We start from the raw sequence: 23,881 nt of genomic DNA, 5'->3' as shown, positions 1-23,881 counted from the left end.
AAATGTTAGTTAAAGCTAAAAAAGACCGAACACAAGTAGAGTTTTTGTGCTTAGAAGAATTTATTCCAGCAGAACATTTGCTTAGAAAAATAGATAGTGCAGTGGATTTCTGTCATATATATGATTTCGTAGAGGATTTGTATTGTAAAGATAATGGAAGACCAAGCATAGACCCAGTAGTACTAATCAAAATGGTCTTAATACAACATTTGTATGGAATAAGTTCGTTGCGCAAATTGGTAGAAGAAGTACAAATGAACTGTGCATATCGTTGGTTTTTAGGATATTTAATGACAGAACAAATACCTCACTTTACAACAATAAGTTATGCCTTTAAACATAGATTTAACGAGAATACTATTGCATGCATTTTCAACTGGATATTGAATGAAATCAATGATATGGGATATCTTGACCCAGAGGTGGTATTTGTAGATGGAACCCATATAAAAGCAAATGCAAATATAAAAAAGGTTGTAAAGAAATCAATCCCCGTAGCAGCAAAACATTATGAGAAACAACTAATGGACGAAATCAATAAAGATAGAGAAGAACATAAAAAAAAGCCATTTGACGATACAAAGCCACCTAAAATAGAAGAAAAAATCATCAATGAATCAACCACTGACCCTGAAAGCGGTGTATTTCATAAAGGAGAGCATAAGAAATGCCTTGCTTATGAAGCACATACAGCTTGTGACAAAAAAGGCTACATTGTAGATGTTCATGTAACAGCAGGCAATGTACATGACAGCGTAGCATTCGATGATTTGTATGATAAATTAAAAGAAAACCACCCCGAAATCCAAACAATAGTGGCAGATAGTGCCTACAATACTCCCTATATTGCAAAAAGACTTATAGATGATGGAAAAGATTTATTAGTACCATATCGTAGACCAATGACAAAACAAGGCTTTTTTAAGAAATATGATTTTTCATATGATGAATATTTTGACTGTGTAGTATGTCCAAACAATAAAGTTTTACACTATTCCACCACGAATAGAGAAGGATACAAAGAATTTAAAAGCAATCCAAACGACTGTAAAATCTGTGGGTTTCGTTACAAATGCACTGAAAGTAAAGAATTCCAGAAACAATACACAGTTCATGTTTGGCATGAGTACTTAGAGCAAGTTTCAGATATTCGTTATGCAATAAAATACAAAGATCTTTATGCACAGCGAAAAGAAACGATTGAGCGAGTTTTTGCTGATGCGAAAGAAAAATACGCAATGCGTTATACACCTTATCGAGGTCTTGCCCAAGTAACAAACTGGGTTAGGCTTAAATTTGCGTGCATGAACCTTAAAAAGCTGGCAATACATAAGTGGAGGGTGAACTCTCCTTTTTGTATCCTTTGCACTTTTTTCAAATTTTCAACCATATATTCAAAAGCCCGACTTTGGTTACGCCAAAATCGGGCTTTTTCTTCAGACTGAGCCTCCCTGTGGTAAAACCATAGGGAGGCTATTACTTATTATACCGTAAAACTCAGCGTTACTCGATAATTGCGCTGAATATTGCAAATATGATTTGAGCGTTATGTTGTTTTTTCTAATACATCTTCAATAAATATATTTACAAGTTCAGGATCAAATTGGCTTCCAGCATTTATTCGCAATTCATCCAGTGCTTTTTCTTTTGATAAGGCATGTCTATAACATCTTTCACTTGTCATAGCGTCATATGCATCAGCTATAGCTATTATTCTTGATACAAATGGTATATCGTTTCCTTTAAGTCCTTGTGGATAGCCTTTACCATCCCATCTTTCGTGATGATGTAGTACATAAACAGCCATATCTGCCATGTCATTTACTGTATTTAGTATCCTATATCCTATCTCTGTATGACGCTGCATTTCTTTAACCTCATAATTTGTTAATTTATTAGGATTATTAAGGATATTTTGATCTATTACTATTTTTCCTATATCATGCAGTAATCCAACAGTTTTAAGTTCCTCAATTTCACTTTCATTAGCATATAAAACAGATCCCATTCTTCTACATAATTCAGAAACTCTGCGTGAATGTTTTTCTTCCCGCTCATTTTTTTCGTAAAGAGTACTGATTATAGCATCTATTGTCTTTCCCCTAACGCTTGGGCTCTCGGATAGTTTCTTTTTATACATACGGTCTTCCGCTTTTTTGAAAATATCTTCGACAACATCTTCTTCAACATATTTCGTATCATACCCAAATGAAATAGAAATTCCAATCGAACCTACAATTTCTTTAGATGCTAATTTGTTTATCCGTTTAATAATTTTATGTGCTTCACTGCCATCAGTACGAGGAAATATCATTACAAATTCATCGCCGCCAAGCCTTGCTACAATGTCATGAGATCTGCAACCACTCTTAATAACATTGGCTACTTTTATAAGTAGTTCATCCCCAACAATGTGACCAAAGGAATCATTAATCAGTTTTAATCCGTTTACATCGCCCAAAGCAATAGTTAAAGGTAAGTTGGCTTTATTATCAAGTCTAGTTAATTCCTCATCGTAAAATCTTCGATTATATAAACCTGTCAATTGGTCATGATAGCTTAAATACAAAATTCGTTTTTGTTTTTCTTTTTTATCTGTAACGTCTCGGAAAACTAATACTACTCCGTTGATTTCACCGTCTTTATCTATAATAGGTGCAGCACTATCTTCTATTGGTCTTTGAATTCCATCTTTAGAAATTAACATAGTATGATTAGCTAATTCGATTATTTTTCCACTGCTAATTACTTTATCAACTATATTTTCTTTTTTCTCCCCCGTAAATTCATCAACAATACGAAATACTTCTTCAAATGATTTATTTCTTGCTTCCTCTTGTGTCCAACCGGTTAAGTGTTCTGCAACTTTATTTAAAAACACAACATAACCCTTATTATCTGTCGAAATGACACCATCCCCTACTGACACTAATGTGGTTTCCAAAAGGTTTTTTTCGTTTGAAAGAGCAATTTCCAACTTTTTGCGCTGTGATATATCTTCAACAATGCCTACTCCACCTTTAACAGATTGATCCGTTAATAAAATAGGTGCAAAAATCACTCGCATTGGAGTAATTTTATTAGACGTTAATGATTGATAATCTCCTTCATACCTTGATAGTTGTCCTTTCAAGGATTCACAAACCGCCTTAACAACCATTTTATCAGACAATATGTGCATATCAAGACCAATTATATCCGCACGAGATGAGCCTATTATTTTCACAAGATTATCATTGCAATCTGTGATAATACCCTTATTATCAAAATGCAATACTCCCAAGGGTGTATTCTCAAAAATAAGACGATATTTTTCTTCACTTGACTTTAATGCTTCTTCTATTTGCTTTTGCTCGGTTATATCCAATATAATTCCTATTAAGCCTGATAGCTCTCCACGCTGATTCGTAATAGTAGCTTTATTAAAGACTACACTATGAATTTTGCCTAAACCATCTTTCACCTGCGACTCATATATTTGAATACCCGGTCGTTGAAATAATTCTAAATCCTTTCCATGATATACACTAGCTAACTCAAACGGACTAATATCAAAAGCAGTTTTTCCTATAAATTTGTCTTTTGAAATTCCTATAAACTTTTCATAAGCATGATTGCATCCTAAATACTTTCCATTTACATTCTTATAAAACACAGGAGTAGGAATCACATCTAGTAAAGATGCAAACAGCGTTTCATTATTAAATAGCTTTTCTTGCAGCTGCTTTCGTTCTGTAATATCCGAGTATGTTCCTACTACACAAAGTGGTTTTCCATCTTTAGTCCAAGATATCACTTTTCCCTTATCATTGATCCATAGCCATCTACAATTTTTGTAGTGCATTCGATATTCAACATCAAAATAATTTTTTTGCCCGTTAAAAATACTATGAAAGCCCTCTTTCGCAATGTTGATATCATCAGGATGAATAAACTCAAGCCATCTTTCTATTGTGATTGATAATTGATTAAAAGTATATCCAATAATTTTTACTAAAACTTTATTAAATACTATTTCGCCAGTCTGAACGTTCCATTTCCATGTTGCAATGTTAGTTTCATCAAGAATATTTGTGATTTTTTGATAACTGTTATCAAACGTTTCTATATTATTTTGACCACCTATAGGTTGAGAGGAATGTACTTCTGCTTCACAGGATTGCCTTTTTTCTTTCGTAACATCAACTAAGTACATTATAAAGTGATTCTTCTTTGGAGAAAAAGCAGTTATTCTAAACCAACAATTTAAAACATTTGAATAACTTTCAAATTCCTTTTTACCACCATTCAAAGCGATATTTTGAAAAAGCTTTAACTCTTCTAATTCAGACATATTAACAGTTGGCATCAATTCAGATATTTTTTTACCAACAATGTCTTTACCATTGATTCCCATAAGCGTTTCAAAAGCTGAATTAACTTCAATAAACTCATAATCGCAAGCCACATCATTTTGATCAAATATTATTTTGCTATAAGCATATCCTATTGGTGCTTCTTCAATTAGCCGTTTATAAAAGTTATCGTTCACTGCTATTCCACCCTACCACATTATTTTCACCTGAATTTGTAAAACTTATTTTGGATTAACTATATAATACGTAAAATATCCCATTATTTTAATGGGATATTTTATCGGTATATTAACTTTTGTATATATTGGGAACTGTGATAAATATAATTTGTGCTTTTTTATTACTATTTTTTATAATTATAAAATAATAATAAATTTTTTTCAAGTGCCCACAATGATAATTTCGCAACTTTAAACATGCAATTATTTCCATAAAATAATTGCATGCTTAAAATATCAACAAGTTTTTTATAAATAACTTGAGAGCATATTATCGTCTCCGTACATCGGATTTTCACTCAATATGCTCTCTTATATTATTGTAATAACCAATATTAAGCCAATTATATTTTATCAAAAACCATTACAAATTTGCAACGGATATTTTCATTTTGGGTAAATAGTCCAAAGCTTCAGGAGTTGCTAAAAGAAGAATCCTATCACCCTGCAATATTTGCGTATTTCCTTGTGGAATAATTATTTCATTATTTCTGAAAATTGATATCATATTGCAAGAATCAGGAAGATTCAACTCCCATAACTTTTTGTTGATAAACTCTGATTTCTTTGAAACTTGCAATTCCCTAACCAAATAGTTATTATTCAATTTCTTGAAATACTTTTCAATACCGAGCTCGATATTTGTTTGGTTAATCATTTGATTAATAATAGTGGAAACACTAATACATTGATCCACTCCCAATTTATTAAATATTTCAATATTATCCGGATTATTCACTATTGAATATGTAGTTTTTACATGAAACACTTTTTTTGCATATTCGCAAATTATTAAATTATCTGCGTCATTATCATATAAAGAAATTACCAAGTCGGCTTTATCTGCTTTTGCTTTTTTAAATACCAATTCATTGATTTCATCTTCACAAAAAGAAACCACTTCATATCGGTCGGTAATTTTATAACAAAAATCATAATCTGGGTTCACTAAAACAACCTTATCGCCATTGTTCATTAAATTTTTTATAATAAATTCCGTACTATTGTTTCCACCAAAAATGATAATGTTCATATCGCATCACTTCTTTTCATTTGTTAATATTAACTGCAATTTATTAATTGACAACATTAATGGCGATATGGTCATAATGTTCATTTCTTTACATAAAAATTCCTTATCGATATCTTTTATTACAGCAATAACAGTGTTTACTTTATAAAATTGCTTTGCAATTTGAGCTATCATTATATTTGCATTATCATTATCGGTAGCCGCTAATAAAACATCAGCAGATTGAATTCCTGCTTGTTCTAATATTTGAACATCTGTTGCATCACCTTTAATATATTGATAATACGAATTATTTTCAAGAACACTTAAGCACTTTTCATTTTGATCGATTATTGAAATATTATCATCTTGCAAGCACATCGTTTTTAAAAGATATGAGCCAAATTTCCCGCATCCTGCAATAATGATATTTTCTTGCTTATTTTTAAAAATTGACATCATAAATCAATCCTTTCTTTACAAAATATAATAGCATAGATATTGTAAAGTCAGTATAAAGATGATCCTATACATATTAAGATTATATAAACAAAAATAAGTAAAGCAATATGCTTTACTTATTTTTGTTATTGATCCCCTACAAATCGATATCCCACACCTACTTCGGTCATAATATACTTTGGATTGGTAGGATCATTTTCTATTTTTCTTCGTATGTTTGCCATAAACACCCGTAAAGATTGCGTATCACTTTCTAAATAAGAACCCCATACCTGCTTCAAAATATAGCTATGGGTAAGCACTTTTCCCGAGTTGTTGACAAGTACTTTTATAATTTCAAACTCCATAGGCGTTAGATGAATTTCTATACCGTTTTTAAATACGGTGTGATTGGTAATATTGATTTCCAAATCGCCTGTTTTGTGTAACATTTTATTATTGTTTAATTCTTTTTCGGAATGTCTTAAAATAACCCTAATCCTAGCAAGAAGCTCATTCACACTAAATGGTTTTGTAATATAATCATCTGCTCCTGAATCCAAGGCATCTATTTTTTCCTTATCTTGATCTCTTCCCGAAACTACGATAATTGGAATTTGAGAAAACTGTCTAACCTGTTTTATAATATGAAGTCCATCCATATCGGGTAGCCCTAGGTCAAGCAGAATTACATCAAGATTATTCGTCTTTATTATATTGAAAGCTTCTTTTCCGCTTGAAGCTTCCATATATTCGTAATTTTGAGTTTTTAAAGAGAATCCAATAAACGATCTTATTTGCTTATCATCTTCTATAATTAAAAATAATTTACTCATGTTAATTTGAATCCTCCTTCAATGGTAAGCTAAACCTTATTGTAGCACCTTTTTCTAAGTTATTTTCAGCAATAATTTTTCCTCCATGTGCTAATACAATCGCCTTACATATTGCCAGCCCAAGTCCATTTCCTCTATGCTTGGTATCTGAAGGCAAATCCTCCGCAATATAAAACAAATCAAATATCTTAGATAAATTTTGTGGGTTAATCCCAGTTCCGTTATCAATTACACAAAACCATACCTGCTTTTTATCAACAAAAGCTTTAATTGTTATTTCATCCGTTGGATTTGAATGTTTGATTGCATTATCAATTAGGTTTATTAGCACTTGACAAATAAGCTTTCCATCCATAGGCACAAGAATAATGTCATTCGGAATATCAACAACTATCTTATTCGTGGTCGTACATTTTGAAAAATATTGTAATACTACTCCAATAATTTCTTCAATTGCTTCAGGCTTTTTATTGATATTAAGTGAGCCTTCTTGTACTTTTGTTAAGCTTAAAATATTTTCAACCATTTGGGTAAGCCAAATAGAACTGTCATGAATATCTTTTGCAAACCCTAAATTTTCGCTATCCTTTATATTATATAATAAAATTTCTGAAGCTCCCGAAATGCTGGAAAGTGGGCCTCTTAAATCATGTGAAATAGCTCTTAAAAGATTACTTTTAAACTTTTCTCGTTCTACTTCATTTTTAACAGATTCTTTTTCTCTTGACAATCGTTCACGTTCTAAGGCTATAAAAATCTGATTGCATATTGAGTTAATAAAAGCTTTTTTTTCTTCATTAATGTCAAAATCTAATGGTAAGCAAAGTATACCATATTGATTAACTTGATTTCTGATATAATATATTGTTTTACTCTCTAACAATAATTCAATTTGTTCTTTCGAAATAACTTGGGATGAAATAAAGCGCTTTTCTCTCATTATGTCATATCGATAAGTTATGTTATCAATTGAAGTTAAAAAGGTTGCTTCACAATCAAACAAAATAGAAATACACTGTAAAGAGATATTTGCTACATCTGAAATGCTGGATGCCTTTGCAAGTGAACTGGATACTTTAAATAGGGTTTGAAATTGCTTTTTATTACTGTTTGCGGTTTTAGATGAATGAATTATCTTACTGGTTAATGTACTTGTAAGAATCGAAGCTATCAGCATCACTATTAAAGTTAGCACATAACTTTTATTATAGACATTAAACGAATGTATGGGTGCAGTAAAGAAAAAATTAAAGCTAAACATACATAACACTGAAGCTGCTATTCCATAAAAATAACCTTTTGTAAAATAAGAAACAATTAACACAGATAAAATATAAATTACAACGATATTTGTATCTGAGAATCCTAAATTTTTAATTATGTAGGATAACAACGTGGCTGCAGCAATAATAAGAAGAGTTAACATCGATTGTAAAAATATTTTATCCTTGTAATTCATAATGGTTCCACTTCCGCTCGTTTCATTTATTCAATTATAACACATCTATTTATTTTTTTAAATCACAATTAATAATATGATTAAACAGCAAAGAGCCACTGCTTTGATGTGCAGTGGCTCTTAATAGGTCAATATAGCCTAACCGAATTAAAATAGTATGAAGAAATTTTAAAAATGATACGGCAATCTTATAATTTTTAGTTTATGTATGAAAAATATAGCTAAAATTAAAATCAAAACTAACATTACGGCAATAATTAGTTTTACAACAGAGATGTCTTCATGAACAGAATATCCATGCTTTATAATTTGCATACTTTCATTATGAATATCTGCTTCACCGCCATGTTCCTTACAAGCTCTGCGGAATACACCCGTAACCCTTATAATGTCACCTTTATTTTTATAATCTCCATATTTCTTTATCTGTTTTGCATCTTCTGAATTTACCCAAACGCCAATTGCGTTGGTTGTATCGTTGATATTTACCCAACAATACTTTCCTCTTTCCAACGGTTCGCCGACTGCTTCGCCTTCTACAGTTACGGTTTTATTGTCAAGCTGTTTTGCATTTTCTATTAAGGCATTAATCTCAGTTGCTTTTTCTTGTGCAAATACTTCAGAAGAAAATACAAAAAATATGATAAATACGATAGAAATAACTCTTAGTATCTTTTGCATATTTTCTTAACCCCTTTTATCACAAATCCTATTAAAGCAAACACAGATATAAACTCAAGCCTTCCCATATACATTGCAACAATATAATATATTTTCAGTATTGCAGGCGTTGACAATGAGGTTACTCCGATAGAAAGTCCGACGTTACCCGTTGCAGACGCAGCTTCAAATGCGGAGCTGCCCATTGGATAGCCACAAAATATTCCCAATATCGTTCCTATTGCAAATAATACAATATAACAAAGTATAATGATTGCTGAAGATTTTACTCCGCTGTCTTCTAAAATACAATCCTTAATATGATGGTATTTATACACCTTTACGTTACGCTCGGAAGAAAGCAATTTCTTAATATCGACAATGATTGCTTTGAATACCATTGCTACCCTTAATCCTTTAAATCCGCCCGCTGTTGAACATGCTGAACCACCTATGAGCATTGCAATAACCATTATCAATACGCCAATATCGCCCCATTCTAGTGCATATTGCCTTGCATAGATATTTGTAAATCCTGTTGTTGTATGTGCTGATAATACGTTGAATATTACTCTTCTGAAATCAGCAATAGCATCCGGATATACATTTAATTTTGTAAGCCATCTTAAAATAAGTGCACAAGATATTATGGAAGTAATAAAGAAACTTCTTGTTTCAATATTTTTGATAAATTCTTTTCTGTTTCCCTGCCAAACTGCGTAATGAAGCCCAAAGTTAAAGGAACCCAAAACCAAAATGATCAGACAAATGATTTCATATGTAAGGCTATGATAATACATCATATTTTGAGTCATTGGAGAAAATCCGCCCGTACTCCAAGCTGATGCAAACATGTAAAATCCATGGAAAAATGCTGTAATCGGGTTTAATCCAATAACCATTCCGGTAATCCATAGAGCCGCAGTTCCGATACCAAGGTAAATCATACTGATTTTCCAAATAATTTTTGCTGTTCCAACTACATTCGGTACGAGTTCAATGTCTTTAGCTTCACCGACATACAATCTATATGCACCACTTGCTTGATTGGACACAAAAGACAAAGCCAATACAATCATTCCCTGGCCGCCTATAAATGTCAGCAAATGCCTCCACATATTAAGTCCAATAGATAAATGGTCTAGATCTTGTGTTAATAATAAACCGGTAGTAGTAAACCCGCTCATTACGTCAAAACATGAATCCAAAAATGATTTCGTATGTCCACTTAAACTATATGGAATTGCACAAAGCATCATTAACAAAATCCAAGTAAATGCAGCAATGATATAACCATGCTTCCATTGGGTTGTAGCATTTTGTATTTGCGTTTTCTTACCAAACAGCATTAACCCTAATCCAACTAACATAGTAATACAAAAGCTAATAATAAAATCAATCAATGGAGCAAATTCAAAACATACAATTGTAAAAAAAATCGGAATGAGCATTAACAAAGCTGTACCAAATATAATAACGCCGCTATAATAACTGATGATTTCAATATTACTTGCGGCCTTTTCATTATAATTCATTCTTTCACTCCTATAACAAAATGGTAATAACAAAAAGCACTAAAAGATATATTGCCGTTCCTACTAGTTCAGTAATTAGCCCTAATGTATTAGCCTTTCCTTTGTGCATATTTAGTACCTCCATTGCTAGATTTCTTCATCATTTCTTGTAAAGTTTGATGGTTTGTAATGAAAAGTACGGCATCGTTTTCACAAATAAGTGTTTCGCCTTTTGGATATGTAATTTTTTCATTGTTTATAATAGATACAATGACACATTCATTTAATAGTAAATCTCGTATTTTTTTATTACACCAAGGATGGTTTTGATTGATTACTACTTCAACAAGTATCATAGAACCACGTTCAAAAGTTTGTATCATTTTATATTCATCATTGTCAAGCTCATATTGTATCATATCTGCGATTAGAGCGGTACTACAAACAATCCTATCAACTCCCAGTGCTTTAAACATAGCAATATTTTTCGGATTGTTTACTCTCGCAATCGTTTTCTTTATATGAAAACTTACCTGTGCAATTTGACAGATTACGATATTTTCTTCGTCTGTTCCCGTTACTGCTGCAACGATTTCAGCATTGTTAATTCCTGAATCAAGGAGCACTTCGGGATCAGTACCATCTCCACAAATGATATTCGCATCAATATCTTCGGATATTTTTATGCATGTATCTTTGTTTTTTTCAATTAATACAACATTATGATTTCGTTCTTTTACGGTTTTAAGAAGGTTATACCCAATCTTTCCTCCACCTATAATAATGGCATCCATGCAAGTACCTCCTTATTAAATAGCCTTAATAATTTCTCTTTATCGTCTTTATGTACTGTGCAAATAATTTTATCACCATCTTCAAGGCAATAATTTAAGTCCGGTATGAAACAGCCATCTGCGTTTTTTACTAACGAAATATTGCAAGAATACTTTTGCTGTAATTTCTCAATTGTAACAGAGGATACCCCATGATTCACTTCTATTTCAAGAATTTGATAATTATGATCCAGTTGAGAAACAATTGAACAATTTTCTGAATCCAGCTTATTTAAAATTAAATTTACGGCAAGCTGAACGTGGCTTATTGCATTAATACTTAACTTTTCATATAAATTCTTACGCTTAGGATCGTTTACTCTAGCAATTACTTGGGGAACATGATAAATTCTATTTGCTACCATTGATACCGTAATATTGATGTTATCATCAGGAGTTACTGCAAGTAAAGCATCTGCTTGTTCAATACATGCACTTTTTAAATTATCACTGTCAAATTCAATTCCTGTTATTGTTTTACCATTAAAGCCACTGCCTAAAACGGCTAAACGCTCTTTATTACGATCAATAATGCATACATCGTGTCCACGATCTGAAAGTTCATAGGCCAAATTGCTTCCTATTCTACCGCATCCAACTATGATTAAATACATTTATTTCACCTAGCCTGTAATAATTATTATAAGGTGCTAGCATATCACTAACACCTTATAATAACGTAACACTTATTATATAAAGATAGTATTAAGAAAGATAAAAATGTGTAAAGTCCTCGTTAAGATTAGCATGTTGATTGTTAAGATAATAGTAAATTATTCACAAGACATATAAATGCGTTAATTATTTGAATTTTTCCAAGGTCTTTTCTTTTCCAGCCATCCTTTTGCCTTCCAATATTCATAATCTACAGGGTTAAATCCTCCACGCTTTTCCATTAACCGCATAATGTAAAACATCATTTTTACTTTTAGAGATGGCTTAACATTTTTCTCACGCTTTTTGATTTTTTTTGCAATTTGTTTTATTGTAATTTCAATGCTTTTCTTTTTCTTATCCGAAACCCCATCCCAAGAAATTGCTGCTACACCTTTTCCATACGTTAAAATTCTACCTACGCCCCAAAATTTAAGGCTGTCTTTTATATCTTTATTCGTAGATTTCATACCGCCACCCGCAGCTGTACTAATACAAACTGCTTGTTTAGAAAACATTTTCTCGGATGGTCTGTGAACCATCCAGCGATAGCCATAATGATCAAGCAAGCTTTTCATTTGTCCTGTCACATGATATACATAAACCGGTGAGGTGAATATCAAAACATCGGCTTCATCTATTGAATCGGTAATTGGTTTCATATACGCATAGTGAGGACATTTCGCTTCATCTTCCATAAAACATCTTGCACAGCCGCAACAGTATTTTGGCATATCTTTAGGAAGAAACACTTCTTTTACTTCATCCTCTTTAGCACCTAATTCATTAACCAATATGCGCCCGATATGATAAGTACTGCCTTTATGGTTCGTTCCGCTGATTAACAATATCTTCATAAAATTCTTCCTTTACAACATACTATTACTTAAAGTAATTCTATACGCTTTTAATATTAGATATATGGCATTTCGTTATTGATACTATTTTCATAATTATATACCATATTCCATAATACAACAATATAAACTTCAACTATATTTAATGAAATAATGTTACTTTTATTTTAACTTGCACGACCAAAGTTTCTGATAGACAGTATACAGCCCCAGCTTTTTAAAGCTGGGGCTGTACAGCTTGTAGAAAAAGTCTCCTAAATTCGATGATTTAGGGGACTTTTGACGCGAAAAATGGTATAATTAAATAGGGTGATTAAATGTTAGTTAAAGCTAAAAAAGACCGAACACAAGTAGAGTTTTTGTGCTTAGAAGAATTTATTCCAGCAGAACATTTGCTTAGAAAAATAGATAGTGCAGTGGATTTCTGTCATATATATGATTTCGTAGAGGATTTGTATTGTAAAGATAATGGAAGACCAAGCATAGACCCAGTAGTACTAATCAAAATGGTCTTAATACAACATTTGTATGGAATAAGTTCGTTGCGCAAATTGGTAGAAGAAGTACAAATGAACTGTGCATATCGTTGGTTTTTAGGATATTTAATGACAGAACAAATACCTCACTTTACAACAATAAGTTATGCCTTTAAACATAGATTTAACGAGAATACTATTGCATGCATTTTCAACTGGATATTGAATGAAATCAATGATATGGGATATCTTGACCCAGAGGTGGTATTTGTAGATGGAACCCATATAAAAGCAAATGCAAATATAAAAAAGGTTGTAAAGAAATCAATCCCCGTAGCAGCAAAACATTATGAGAAACAACTAATGGACGAAATCAATAAAGATAGAGAAGAACATAAAAAAAAGCCATTTGACGATACAAAGCCACCTAAAATAGAAGAAAAAATCATCAATGAATCAACCACTGACCCTGAAAGCGGTGTATTTCATAAAGGAGAGCATAAGAAATGCCTTGCTTATGAAGCACATACAGCTTGTGACAAAAAAGGCTACATTGTAGATGTTCATGTAACAGCAGGCAATGTACATGACAGCGTAGCATTCGATGATTTGTATGATAAATTAAAAGAAAACCACCCCGAAATCCAAACAATAGTGGCAGATAGTGCCTACAATACTCCCTATATTGCAAAAAGACTTATAGATGATGGAAAAGATTTATTAGTACCATATCGTAGACCAATGACAAAACAAGGCTTTTTTAAGAAATATGATTTTTCATATGATGAATATTTTGACTGTGTAGTATGTCCAAACAATAAAGTTTTACACTATTCCACCACGAATAGAGAAGGATACAAAGAATTTAAAAGCAATCCAAACGACTGTAAAATCTGTGGGTTACGTTACAAATGCACTGAAAGTAAAGAATTCCAGAAACAATACACAGTTCATGTTTGGCATGAGTACTTAGAGCAAGTTTCAGATATTCGTTATGCAATAAAATACAAAGATCTTTATGCACAGCGAAAAGAAACGATTGAGCGAGTTTTTGCTGATGCGAAAGAAAAATACGCAATGCGTTATACACCTTAGGGTATACCAAGAATTTTGTGTAAATATAAAAACAATCAGAACAAGAAATAGGAACAAAATAGTAATTGACATAGTGTATAGGTTAGTTGAAACAAGTTTATTTAATGACAAAAGGGGCATGCCCCTTTTGTCATTAAATTTTGGCGGCTGAACATAGAATCATCCAGCGATTCTGTCCGAAAACATGATGTTTAATTGGTTTAAAACAACGTCCCAATTTCGACAACGTTGTGTCCATCGTTCGACAATTTTCTTTGAAGCTAAATACAGTATCCTTTTTAAACTATCATCATTTTGAAATGATGGTTTATTCTTGGTTATTTGTCTGAACTGCCTGTTTAATCCCTCAATAATATTAGTTGTGTATATTATTTTCCTTACATCAGTTGGATATGCAAAAAAGGTTGATAGTATATCCCAGTTATCCTCCCAACTCTTTATGCAAGAAGGATAACTTTTACCCCATTTTTCTTTGAATGATATTAGATTATTCAATGCTTCTTCCTCTGTAACAGCTTGATATACTAGTTTTAGATCTGCCATTAACTTCTTGATATCTTTGTATCCTACATATCGTGTTGAATATCGAATTTGATGTATAATACAACGTTGAATGTGCGCTTTGGGATATGCTGCATTGATTGCTTCTTTAAAACCTTTTAAACCGTCAACACAAAATAGGTATACATCTTGCAAACCCCTTGATTTCAAGTCATTCATAACGCTCAACCAGAATTTTGAGCTCTCGTTTTCTCCAATCCAAATGCCCAATATATCTTTATTTCCTTCAAGTGTAATTCCTAAAACCACATATGCTGCTTTCGTTACAAACTGATTGTTTTCTTTTACTTTGTAGTGTATTGCATCCATGAACACAAATGGGTATACACTATCTAGTGGACGGTTTTGCCATGCTGTTACTTCCGGCATTATTTTTTCTGTTATCTTGCTTACTAGTCCATCTGAAATTTCTACATCATAAAGATTTTTTACTTGTTCAGCAATATCTCGTTGAGACATGCCACAAGAGTAAAGTGCAATAATTTTTTCTTCCATCCCGTCAGCATTACGATTATATTTACCAATAATTTGTGGTTCAAATTCACCGTTTCTATCACGAGGAACATTAATATCCACTTCGCCAAGTTGTGTTTTAACTGTTTTCTTTGAATATCCATTTCGATAATTTTTCGACATGCTTTTTCCGTCATCGTTCGCTATTCTTTGACTTTTTTGGTAACCCAATTCTTCGTCTAATTCACTATCCATAACTTGCTGAAGAACATCTTTGAACATCTCTTTCATTGCCTGCATAACCTCTGTTGTGCTTGTGAAGTTTTGGCTGTTCACATACTCTTTTAATAACTCTTTCGGTTGCTTTTCCATAAAAAAATACTTCCTTTCATACTTGAATTTATTATCTTAATTCTTGTCTGATTGGAAGTACCTTATTCACTTTTACACAAAATTTTCGGGAGTCTCACACCTTATCGAAGTCTTGCCCAAGTAACAAACTGGGTTAGGCTTAAATTTGCGTGCATGAACCTTAAAAAGCTGGCAATACATAAGTGGAGGGTGAACTCTCCTTTTTGTATCCTTTGCACTTTTTTCAAATTTTCAACCATATATTCAAAAGCCCGACTTTGGTTACGCCAAAATCGGGCTTTTTCTTCAGACTGTACAGCCCCAGCTTTTTAAAGCTGGGGCTGTAATAGCTTAGCTTATTTTTTCAAGTATTCTTCAAGACAAATGGCCTGTTTTTTTATTGCTGCAGCTGCTTCTTTACCAACATATCTATAATGCCAAGGCTCATAGTTAATTCCTGTTATTTGGCTCTTTGAAGAAGGATAGCGTAGAATAAATCCATATTTATAGCTGTTTTCCATTAGCCATTTCTGTTCTGCGGTTTGTTCCTGTGATTTATCAAGCATTTGGTTACTTGTTGATACAATATCAACAGCAAGCCCTAATTGATGTTCACTTGTTCCTGGAATTGCACTCCATTTTCCCGCTTCAACCACTGCATCTGCTCTGGCAAATCCTTTTCTGATATAATTATCTATCTGATTATTGTAAAGCCTAGTTTGCTTTTCAGTTGTTCTATATGAGGAACAAATAAGTGGAGAAAGCCCTGCCGCTCTACAATCATCCATCATTTTTTGAAGCTCCGGATAAATGCGTTCATCAACAGATTGGCCATTTTTTAGTTGTGTAAGTTTAATATTCGTACTTCTTTCATCAATTTTATTCCAGCGATTCACAAGTACTAAATTCCATGGCCTTCCGTTTATCGATGCAGGCTGATCTGTTTTATGACTGCTGTTTACAGTGGTTTGAGCTTGCCCGGATGAAATCGTAGATTGGTTACTTTTTGATACGGTTTGGCTAGAAATCATTTGTTCACTGATTTTTGCATTTAATGACTTAACATCTCGATTTTCTGATTTTGCTGCTATCGTCACTCCTACATAGCCTAAAACACAAATAACGAGTATCATTGCTACCATAATAATTACTTTTATTTTCGTTATCAACTTTTCTTTTGTATTTTGACGTCTTTGATAGAATAGTTTATTCATTTTATATTACTCCTAACATTTTAAAATAAAAATTAGTTATAATCCTATGTTAGTAACGATTGTAGCAAACAATTGCATCTAAGACCAATCAAAATTGTATCAAAGTAGCATCATTTTATATTTTTATAGTTGATAATATTAAACGACAAACAAATCTTGATTTCAATCCATATATATCGCTTCAAGCAAATCAAAAAAACAGCACCACTTGTAAAAGTGGTACTGCTTGAAAAAGATAATTATATCAATAATTATTTTTCGAATTGATTAATCAGCTAATTTTATTGCTTTCACAACAAGCCTATTTTGCGGATTTTTTTCATAAATAGGATCACAAGTAATCAAAGTAATTTCATCTGCTTTTGTGTTTTTTAAAACACTGACTTCTCTTTTACTTACAATTTCAGTACTATTAACACGATAATGATATTCATTATTTTTCATGTCAAACACAATAATTTCATCATTTACCGCAACCTCATTCAATCTATTAAAGTGTCGTCCATAACGCAGACTTCTATGACCTGCTATTACGTAGTTACCCTTTTCCCAAGGCTTTGCAGTACCGTTGATACTAGAAATCGAAACATTTAGATGTGCTTTTGTTGCATCTTTAATTACCGGCATCTGAAAATTAATTTTTGGAATAGAAAGTACCGTTTCTACTGGATATTGTTTTTGTATCTGCAAATTACTTTCAGACTGTATCGTTTCATTCTTTGTGTCACTTGAAGAATCTGATTCATCATCAAGTATCGTAAGATTAGTAATGCTTTTTGAATATTCCTTCAATAGCATATTTGCTTTATTATCATTATACCAATCCAAAATGAAAGGAATTGCTATTACTAAAGCACCAATAAATAAGAGCAAAAAACCAATTACTCTTTTGAATGACATAAAATACACCTCATTATTTTTCTTTATGAGTCATTTTTGTCATTGATTTAGAACGCTTCTTAATAAAAATCAAATAGATTCCACAAATTACAATTGCAAGTCCTAAAATTGTTGTTACCCAAGGGATACCTTGTCCGGTTTGCGGAAGTTGAGTTGGAACAACAGGACTTAATGGCACTTTTTCAACTTCAATTTCCACTATAATGTTTTCGCTACTACCATTTGGATGGTTAATTGTTATTGTGAATTTATCCTTACCTGTAAAATTCTTGTTAGGTGTATACACCCATTTGCCATTATTGTCGATTGTAACTGTACCATTAGTTGGTGGCACTTTAACTTCTGGCTTGCCTCCTTCTGGAACTTTAACAGTTCCACCAGTAGGTGTATCTTCAGGCGTTTTCACTTCTTGGGAATCTGGTTTTGGATCTGGCTTTGGATCCAGAACAGGAATCATTTTTTCATTTTCAACCATTACGGTATAAACCAACTTAGGCGTACTATTATCTTCAAGTTTATCACCTTGAGCTATTGTAATGCTGTATTCCTGCATATCATTCACATAACCCGATGGAGCAGTCTTTTCTTTTATTTTATAAGTACCATAAGGCAATTTAACACTAGCTTTTCCATTCTCGTCTGTGGTTAATGTGTGCAACAATACACCTTTCGTATCACGAACTTCAAAAACAGCATTTTTTAATAACTGAGTTGGTAGATTTTTTTCAATTTTAACAATTTCAAGCGTTCTTAAACTATCATTTGTAACGCTAATTATCTTTTCTTGTGTGTTGTTAATTGTAAAATTGATATTCTCATTAGTAAATTGATAGCCAGTTGGGGCTTCTATTTCCTTTAAAGTATAATTAGCATATCTTAATCTTGATACTGCCGCTTCACCATTTGCATCTGTTGTCAACACACCTAAAAGCTTTGTTCCTTTATAGAATTCAAATTTAGCACCTTGAAGCGGATTTCCATTCTCATTTACTTTCTTAAGCTTAAAGCTTCCAACTTCTCCTGTACCTGTGCCTGCACCTGTTACAAAAGTGTGCTTGATTATTGAAGTGCTTTGCTTAACACCGCTTACAACCTGCTCGCCTTCAAAGCTAACATCATTGAATACTTTGTTTTCAAGAATTTCATCCAGTATTAAATTTGTTCTATATTCAATAATATATGTCTCCGCAATTTGATGTTTGGCAATCAAATCAAATATTTGAGGATCAGTTGCTAACGTTCTCGGTCTCACATTCAATGTAAATAATGAATTAAAATCCACTTGAGTATTATCGGTTTTTTTAACGATAAAGCTATTTGCTACTAGTTCAAGTCCTTCACTCATTTTATCTGTTAATTTGAATGATGAAATTGTGGATTGACTTTTGTTCAATGTTATTGCCCAATTTACATAAGATGTGCCCACTCTTGTTCCTGTTTTTGAAACAAATTTATCTCCATCTGCAAAATCAACTTTTGCTGTATAATTCTCATCCTTGTTTGTTACTGCCGTATTGTTATATGAAGTTTGAGAAATATTTACAAGCTTTGTTGCGTAAGTAATTTGATATGGAGAGTTAATCGTGTTAGGATATTGAATCTTAAAGCTCGTTCCATCAGTAGCTTCCTCAATTACAAAGCCGGATGATTCGGGATCCACAATGTCTCCCACAACAATATTACCTAATGAGTTTATTGTGTACCTATGAATTTTAATTGAGTTCTTTACTAATGTCTGATTTTCTACAATAGCATCTGTTACTTCAAAATGTTCAATATTTTTTGATAAATGGTTTGTATTGATTGTCCAGTTAATTTGCTTATTTGCCACATCAAGTATTCCGGATTTATTACCATTATGCAATGCTGTATTATTTATAGTTGGGGTTGCTGTTTTCGACAACGTACCACCGTCATATTTAAAAGTAGCTGTATTAGCGTAATTTAGATTTCCATTATTGGATAATACATCTGAATCCATCATCGTTGCGTATACTATTGTGTAAACATTATCATTTAGCACATAGCCTTTATCTGCAAAACTAATCTTAAATCCCTTTATCTTACCATTCACAATTGTAGGAACTACTGTGTAATCCGTATCCTTAACAAGTGAAGTCGTTCCTTTATTTACTGTCAATGCATCTAATTGTGCATTAGTCATAGTTAATCCCGGCGTAAATGCATCTTCAATAACAAGATTGTTGATTGATTGCTTAATCGGATTTGCTGTAATTCTCCAGTTGAGTTGTTTTACTGAATAATCAATGCTTGTATTTGCTTTTGCAAAAATATTTTCAATGGTTGGTCTTACCGTTGTAGTCACATCCGCAGTACCATCGTTAAGTCCAATATAGCCACTATTAACAAAATTTTGAGTTGCCTTTTTTGTTATGATTGTTCTATAAACAATTCGATAAGGCTTATCAATATTACTTCCAAAATTAATATTGAATTCGCTAACAGGATCAGAACCCACGAAAGTTTTGGTACATTCTCCCCCGACTAATTCAGCACCTTGCGTTATATTTCCATTGGTTTTGGAATGATTCACAGTTAATGGATACACCTTAATACCATAGCTTGTATCAAACTTGTGATCCAAACCAATCACATCTGTGTAGATAGGTGTTCCAAGGTTAATTTCAGATAAGTTTAAATCTACAGTCCACTCAATATATTTTTCGTCGTTATAGCCAATTTTTGCTGTACCTGTTTTCACAATCGTTTTTCCTTTTGATACAGTAATTGGTTTAGTAGCTGTAGCAATTTTTATATCTTCATTTGTTCCATAAAGTAATTTTGCATTATTAGTAAACGAAATAGAAGTTGCATTGTTATTTTTTTCGCTCTCATTTACAGCAGTATCATATTCAATTAAATATTCTTTGTTGATGTCTCCAAGCCCAATAGTAAGCTTTTTAGTATCAACATCATAGTTCACTGAATAGCTATTGGAATCAACCAGCATCTTGTTGGGCATTACATATAGCTTAATACTATTTGTATTGAGTGTTAATCCATTTGGAATAGTATCTTCAACCTTAGAATCTGTTAAAGAATATAGCGATTTATTCACGTTAATTGACCAAGTGATTTTATTTGCATTGAATGCTTGATCCAGCTTACCATCTTTCACTATAAGTGGAGCTCTCGTTATATTGACGGTTGCTGTATCGGAAGCACCATTAAAGCTCACTTGATTGGTATATACAAACGTAGTTTTTGATTTATCTATCTTATCAGGATCTATTTTTGTATCATAAGTGAGTCTATAAGCTCGGCTAATCGGTGATTGAAACGTTACTGTTAGTAGCTTTGTGGTTGTATCATAGGTAACTGCGTAATTTGACTGATCAACTGGATTGCTAGTTGCAACAACAGAGCCATCTGATTTAACCGCTAATTCATATACTTTTAATGAATTAGCTTGATATACTAACAATGGCTCGATTTGATCTTTTACTATCGGCACAGCAACTTTTTGCAAATTTTGATTCACGTCAACTGTCCAGTTAATTAAGTTTGCATCTATACTACTTTGCACGCCTGATTTTTTTACTGCTGTATTAGAAGGAACCTCAAAATGGATTACGTATGTTTGAACCTTTCCACCACTCAATGGAATATTCAGCTCATACGGAACATCCACCAACATGGTATTCACTTTAAAATTCAAATTTAGCTGTACAGTTCCATGTACATTAGATCGTTCTTGTGGCAATGTACCCAATTCCAACTCTAATTTTTTTGTACTTGGAATCATATTCCATTTGCCGTAAATTTCATTATTTTGATCAATTAAATCTCCCGTTACTGTTTCTGTTCCATAATCTAATGCATCGGGTAAAGCAACTGATATTTTTTCTCCCGGTTGTGGATCATAATTATTTTCAATATTCCATGTATATTCGAGTTTAACGTTTGCATCTTGTTTAATGGGCTGCGTAATCTCATCTATTGGCACATCATTTAATGAGATTTGAGCTTGAGCAATCGAAAAACCTGATGGTTCATCTGCAAAAACAATAGAACCAACCCCTGATTGCAATATTCCACTTATAAATAAAGTGAAAGCAATCAAAACGCTAAAAAACTGCATTTGATTTTTGCGATTTCTTTTTTTATTTAACATATATTGTTTTCCTTTCTCTTAACAAATAATATCAAGCAAAAAGCTTGATATTATTTGTATATATAAAGTGTTTCATTCTTTATTCTCTAAACTAATTATACAAATAAATAGATAAAATTTCAATAACTAATTAATTTAGATAAAATACCCTATTTTTATTTATATTAACGAAAAAAATTAAAAATAATTCTTATATTTAAATGATAACTATATCACTTATTTTAATACCGTAACTGCATGTAGTAGTTTTGTTTCACAAAAAAGTGAGAAAGAATATCTATTATTCTTTCTCACTTCAGCTTGTAGAAAAAGTCTCCTAAATTCGATGATTTAGGGGACTTTTGACGCGAAAAATGGTATAATTAAATAGGGTGATTAAATGTTAGTTAAAGCTAAAAAAGACCGAACACAAGTAGAGTTTTTGTGCTTAGAAGAATTTATTCCAGCAGAACATTTGCTTAGAAAAATAGATAGTGCAGTGGATTTCTGTCATATATATGATTTCGTAGAGGATTTGTATTGTAAAGATAATGGAAGACCAAGCATAGACCCAGTAGTACTAATCAAAATGGTCTTAATACAACATTTGTATGGAATAAGTTCGTTGCGCAAATTGGTAGAAGAAGTACAAATGAACTGTGCATATCGTTGGTTTTTAGGATATTTAATGACAGAACAAATACCTCACTTTACAACAATAAGTTATGCCTTTAAACATAGATTTAACGAGAATACTATTGCATGCATTTTCAACTGGATATTGAATGAAATCAATGATATGGGATATCTTGACCCAGAGGTGGTATTTGTAGATGGAACCCATATAAAAGCAAATGCAAATATAAAAAAGGTTGTAAAGAAATCAATCCCCGTAGCAGCAAAACATTATGAGAAACAACTAATGGACGAAATCAATAAAGATAGAGAAGAACATAAAAAAAAGCCATTTGACGATACAAAGCCACCTAAAATAGAAGAAAAAATCATCAATGAATCAACCACTGACCCTGAAAGCGGTGTATTTCATAAAGGAGAGCATAAGAAATGCCTTGCTTATGAAGCACATACAGCTTGTGACAAAAAAGGCTACATTGTAGATGTTCATGTAACAGCAGGCAATGTACATGACAGCGTAGCATTCGATGATTTGTATGATAAATTAAAAGAAAACCACCCCGAAATCCAAACAATAGTGGCAGATAGTGCCTACAATACTCCCTATATTGCAAAAAGACTTATAGATGATGGAAAAGATTTATTAGTACCATATCGTAGACCAATGACAAAACAAGGCTTTTTTAAGAAATATGATTTTTCATATGATGAATATTTTGACTGTGTAGTATGTCCAAACAATAAAGTTTTACACTATTCCACCACGAATAGAGAAGGATACAAAGAATTTAAAAGCAATCCAAACGACTGTAAAATCTGTGGGTTTCGTTACAAATGCACTGAAAGTAAAGAATTCCAGAAACAATACACAGTTCATGTTTGGCATGAGTACTTAGAGCAAGTTTCAGATATTCGTTATGCAATAAAATACAAAGATCTTTATGCACAGCGAAAAGAAACGATTGAGCGAGTTTTTGCTGATGCGAAAGAAAAATACGCAATGCGTTATACACCTTATCGAAGTCTTGCCCAAGTAACAAACTGGGTTAGGCTTAAATTTGCGTGCATGAACCTTAAAAAGCTGGCAATACATAAGTGGAGGGTGAACTCTCCTTTTTGTATCCTTTGCACTTTTTTCAAATTTTCAACCATATATTCAAAAGCCCGACTTTGGTTACGCCAAAATCGGGCTTTTTCTTCAGACTGAAGTGAGAAAGAATATCTATTATTCTTTCTCACTTT

At 32.3% G+C, this 23,881-nt stretch carries 17 protein-coding genes; 3 read left to right on the top strand and 14 right to left on the bottom strand.

All coding sequences use genetic code 11. From position 1 onward, the window contains the following. Nucleotides 1-2 precede the first annotated feature (2 nt). Nucleotides 3-1,445: an IS1182 family transposase gene (locus tag RBG61_RS13560; RefSeq protein WP_307942256.1), complete on the top strand. Its 1,443-nt coding sequence runs from the start codon at nucleotides 3-5 to the stop codon at nucleotides 1,443-1,445. Nucleotides 1,446-1,546: 101 nt separating this feature from the next. Here the strand turns inward: RBG61_RS13560 and RBG61_RS13555 are convergent, their stop codons facing one another. The 10 genes from RBG61_RS13555 to RBG61_RS13510 form a co-directional block, all read right to left on the bottom strand. After that, complete coding sequence (locus RBG61_RS13555; RefSeq protein ID WP_307944385.1) at nucleotides 1,547-4,531, bottom strand: PAS domain S-box protein; 2,985 nt, start codon at nucleotides 4,529-4,531, stop codon at nucleotides 1,547-1,549. A gap of 406 nt (nucleotides 4,532-4,937) precedes the next feature. Then, a complete protein-coding gene (locus RBG61_RS13550; RefSeq protein ID WP_307944384.1) occupies nucleotides 4,938-5,606 on the bottom strand; it encodes a potassium channel family protein in 669 nt (222 codons plus the stop codon). A 6-nt stretch (nucleotides 5,607-5,612) separates the two neighbouring features. Next, on the bottom strand, nucleotides 5,613-6,044 hold the full coding sequence (locus RBG61_RS13545) for a potassium channel family protein (protein ID WP_307944383.1): 432 nt from the start codon (nucleotides 6,042-6,044) through the stop codon (nucleotides 5,613-5,615). Nucleotides 6,045-6,172: 128 nt separating this feature from the next. Continuing rightward, nucleotides 6,173-6,862 carry a response regulator gene (locus RBG61_RS13540; protein ID WP_307944382.1) on the bottom strand — a complete coding sequence of 230 codons (690 nt, stop codon included), beginning with the start codon at nucleotides 6,860-6,862 and terminating at the stop codon, nucleotides 6,173-6,175. Between the two features lies 1 nt (nucleotide 6,863). After that, nucleotides 6,864-8,321 (bottom strand): DUF4118 domain-containing protein, encoded by a 1,458-nt coding sequence (locus RBG61_RS13535; protein WP_307944381.1) that lies wholly within the window; start codon nucleotides 8,319-8,321, stop codon nucleotides 6,864-6,866. Between the two features lie 168 nt (nucleotides 8,322-8,489). Then, nucleotides 8,490-9,002, bottom strand: a complete 513-nt coding sequence (locus tag RBG61_RS13530; RefSeq protein WP_307944379.1) for a hypothetical protein — start codon at nucleotides 9,000-9,002, stop codon at nucleotides 8,490-8,492. Continuing rightward, nucleotides 8,987-10,516, bottom strand: coding sequence for a TrkH family potassium uptake protein (locus RBG61_RS13525; protein ID WP_307944378.1), 1,530 nt, complete (start codon nucleotides 10,514-10,516; stop codon nucleotides 8,987-8,989). The genes RBG61_RS13530 and RBG61_RS13525 overlap by 16 nt, the downstream gene beginning before the upstream one ends. An 89-nt stretch (nucleotides 10,517-10,605) precedes the next feature. Beyond that, on the bottom strand, nucleotides 10,606-11,289 hold the full coding sequence (locus RBG61_RS13520) for a potassium channel family protein (protein ID WP_307944377.1): 684 nt from the start codon (nucleotides 11,287-11,289) through the stop codon (nucleotides 10,606-10,608). Next, nucleotides 11,271-11,942 carry a potassium channel family protein gene (locus RBG61_RS13515; RefSeq protein WP_307944376.1) on the bottom strand — a complete coding sequence of 224 codons (672 nt, stop codon included), beginning with the start codon at nucleotides 11,940-11,942 and terminating at the stop codon, nucleotides 11,271-11,273. Before RBG61_RS13515 ends, RBG61_RS13520 begins: the two co-directional genes overlap by 19 nt. A 183-nt stretch (nucleotides 11,943-12,125) precedes the next feature. Beyond that, a complete protein-coding gene (locus tag RBG61_RS13510) occupies nucleotides 12,126-12,839 on the bottom strand; it encodes a flavodoxin family protein (protein ID WP_307944375.1) in 714 nt (237 codons plus the stop codon). Between the two features lie 317 nt (nucleotides 12,840-13,156). Here RBG61_RS13510 and RBG61_RS13505 point away from each other — a divergent pair, with 317 nt between their 5' ends. Then, nucleotides 13,157-14,410, top strand: a complete 1,254-nt coding sequence (locus RBG61_RS13505; RefSeq protein ID WP_307944374.1) for an IS1182 family transposase — start codon at nucleotides 13,157-13,159, stop codon at nucleotides 14,408-14,410. Between the two features lie 159 nt (nucleotides 14,411-14,569). Here the strand turns inward: RBG61_RS13505 and RBG61_RS13500 are convergent, their stop codons facing one another. The 4 genes from RBG61_RS13500 to RBG61_RS13485 form a co-directional block, all read right to left on the bottom strand. After that, nucleotides 14,570-15,796, bottom strand: a complete 1,227-nt coding sequence (locus RBG61_RS13500) for an IS256 family transposase (RefSeq protein ID WP_307942478.1) — start codon at nucleotides 15,794-15,796, stop codon at nucleotides 14,570-14,572. A 335-nt stretch (nucleotides 15,797-16,131) separates the two neighbouring features. Next, nucleotides 16,132-16,989, bottom strand: coding sequence for a M15 family metallopeptidase (locus tag RBG61_RS13495; RefSeq protein ID WP_307944373.1), 858 nt, complete (start codon nucleotides 16,987-16,989; stop codon nucleotides 16,132-16,134). A gap of 267 nt (nucleotides 16,990-17,256) precedes the next feature. Then, nucleotides 17,257-17,889: a class D sortase gene (locus RBG61_RS13490; RefSeq protein WP_307944371.1), complete on the bottom strand. Its 633-nt coding sequence runs from the start codon at nucleotides 17,887-17,889 to the stop codon at nucleotides 17,257-17,259. 13 nt (nucleotides 17,890-17,902) lie between these two features. Continuing rightward, a complete protein-coding gene (locus tag RBG61_RS13485; RefSeq protein ID WP_307944369.1) occupies nucleotides 17,903-22,024 on the bottom strand; it encodes a collagen binding domain-containing protein in 4,122 nt (1,373 codons plus the stop codon). A 379-nt stretch (nucleotides 22,025-22,403) separates the two neighbouring features. Between RBG61_RS13485 and RBG61_RS13480 the strand changes: the two genes are divergently transcribed. Next, the gene (locus RBG61_RS13480) at nucleotides 22,404-23,846 is read left to right on the top strand and encodes an IS1182 family transposase (RefSeq protein WP_307944368.1); all 1,443 of its coding nucleotides are present in this window, start codon (nucleotides 22,404-22,406) and stop codon (nucleotides 23,844-23,846) included. Nucleotides 23,847-23,881: the final 35 nt, after the last annotated feature.

Source organism: Paludicola sp. MB14-C6 (assembly GCF_030908625.1).
GTDB lineage: Bacteria > Bacillota > Clostridia > Oscillospirales > Ruminococcaceae > Paludihabitans.
Note: the sequence above shows the minus strand (reverse complement) of the source record. Positions and strands in the feature narration are given on the sequence as shown.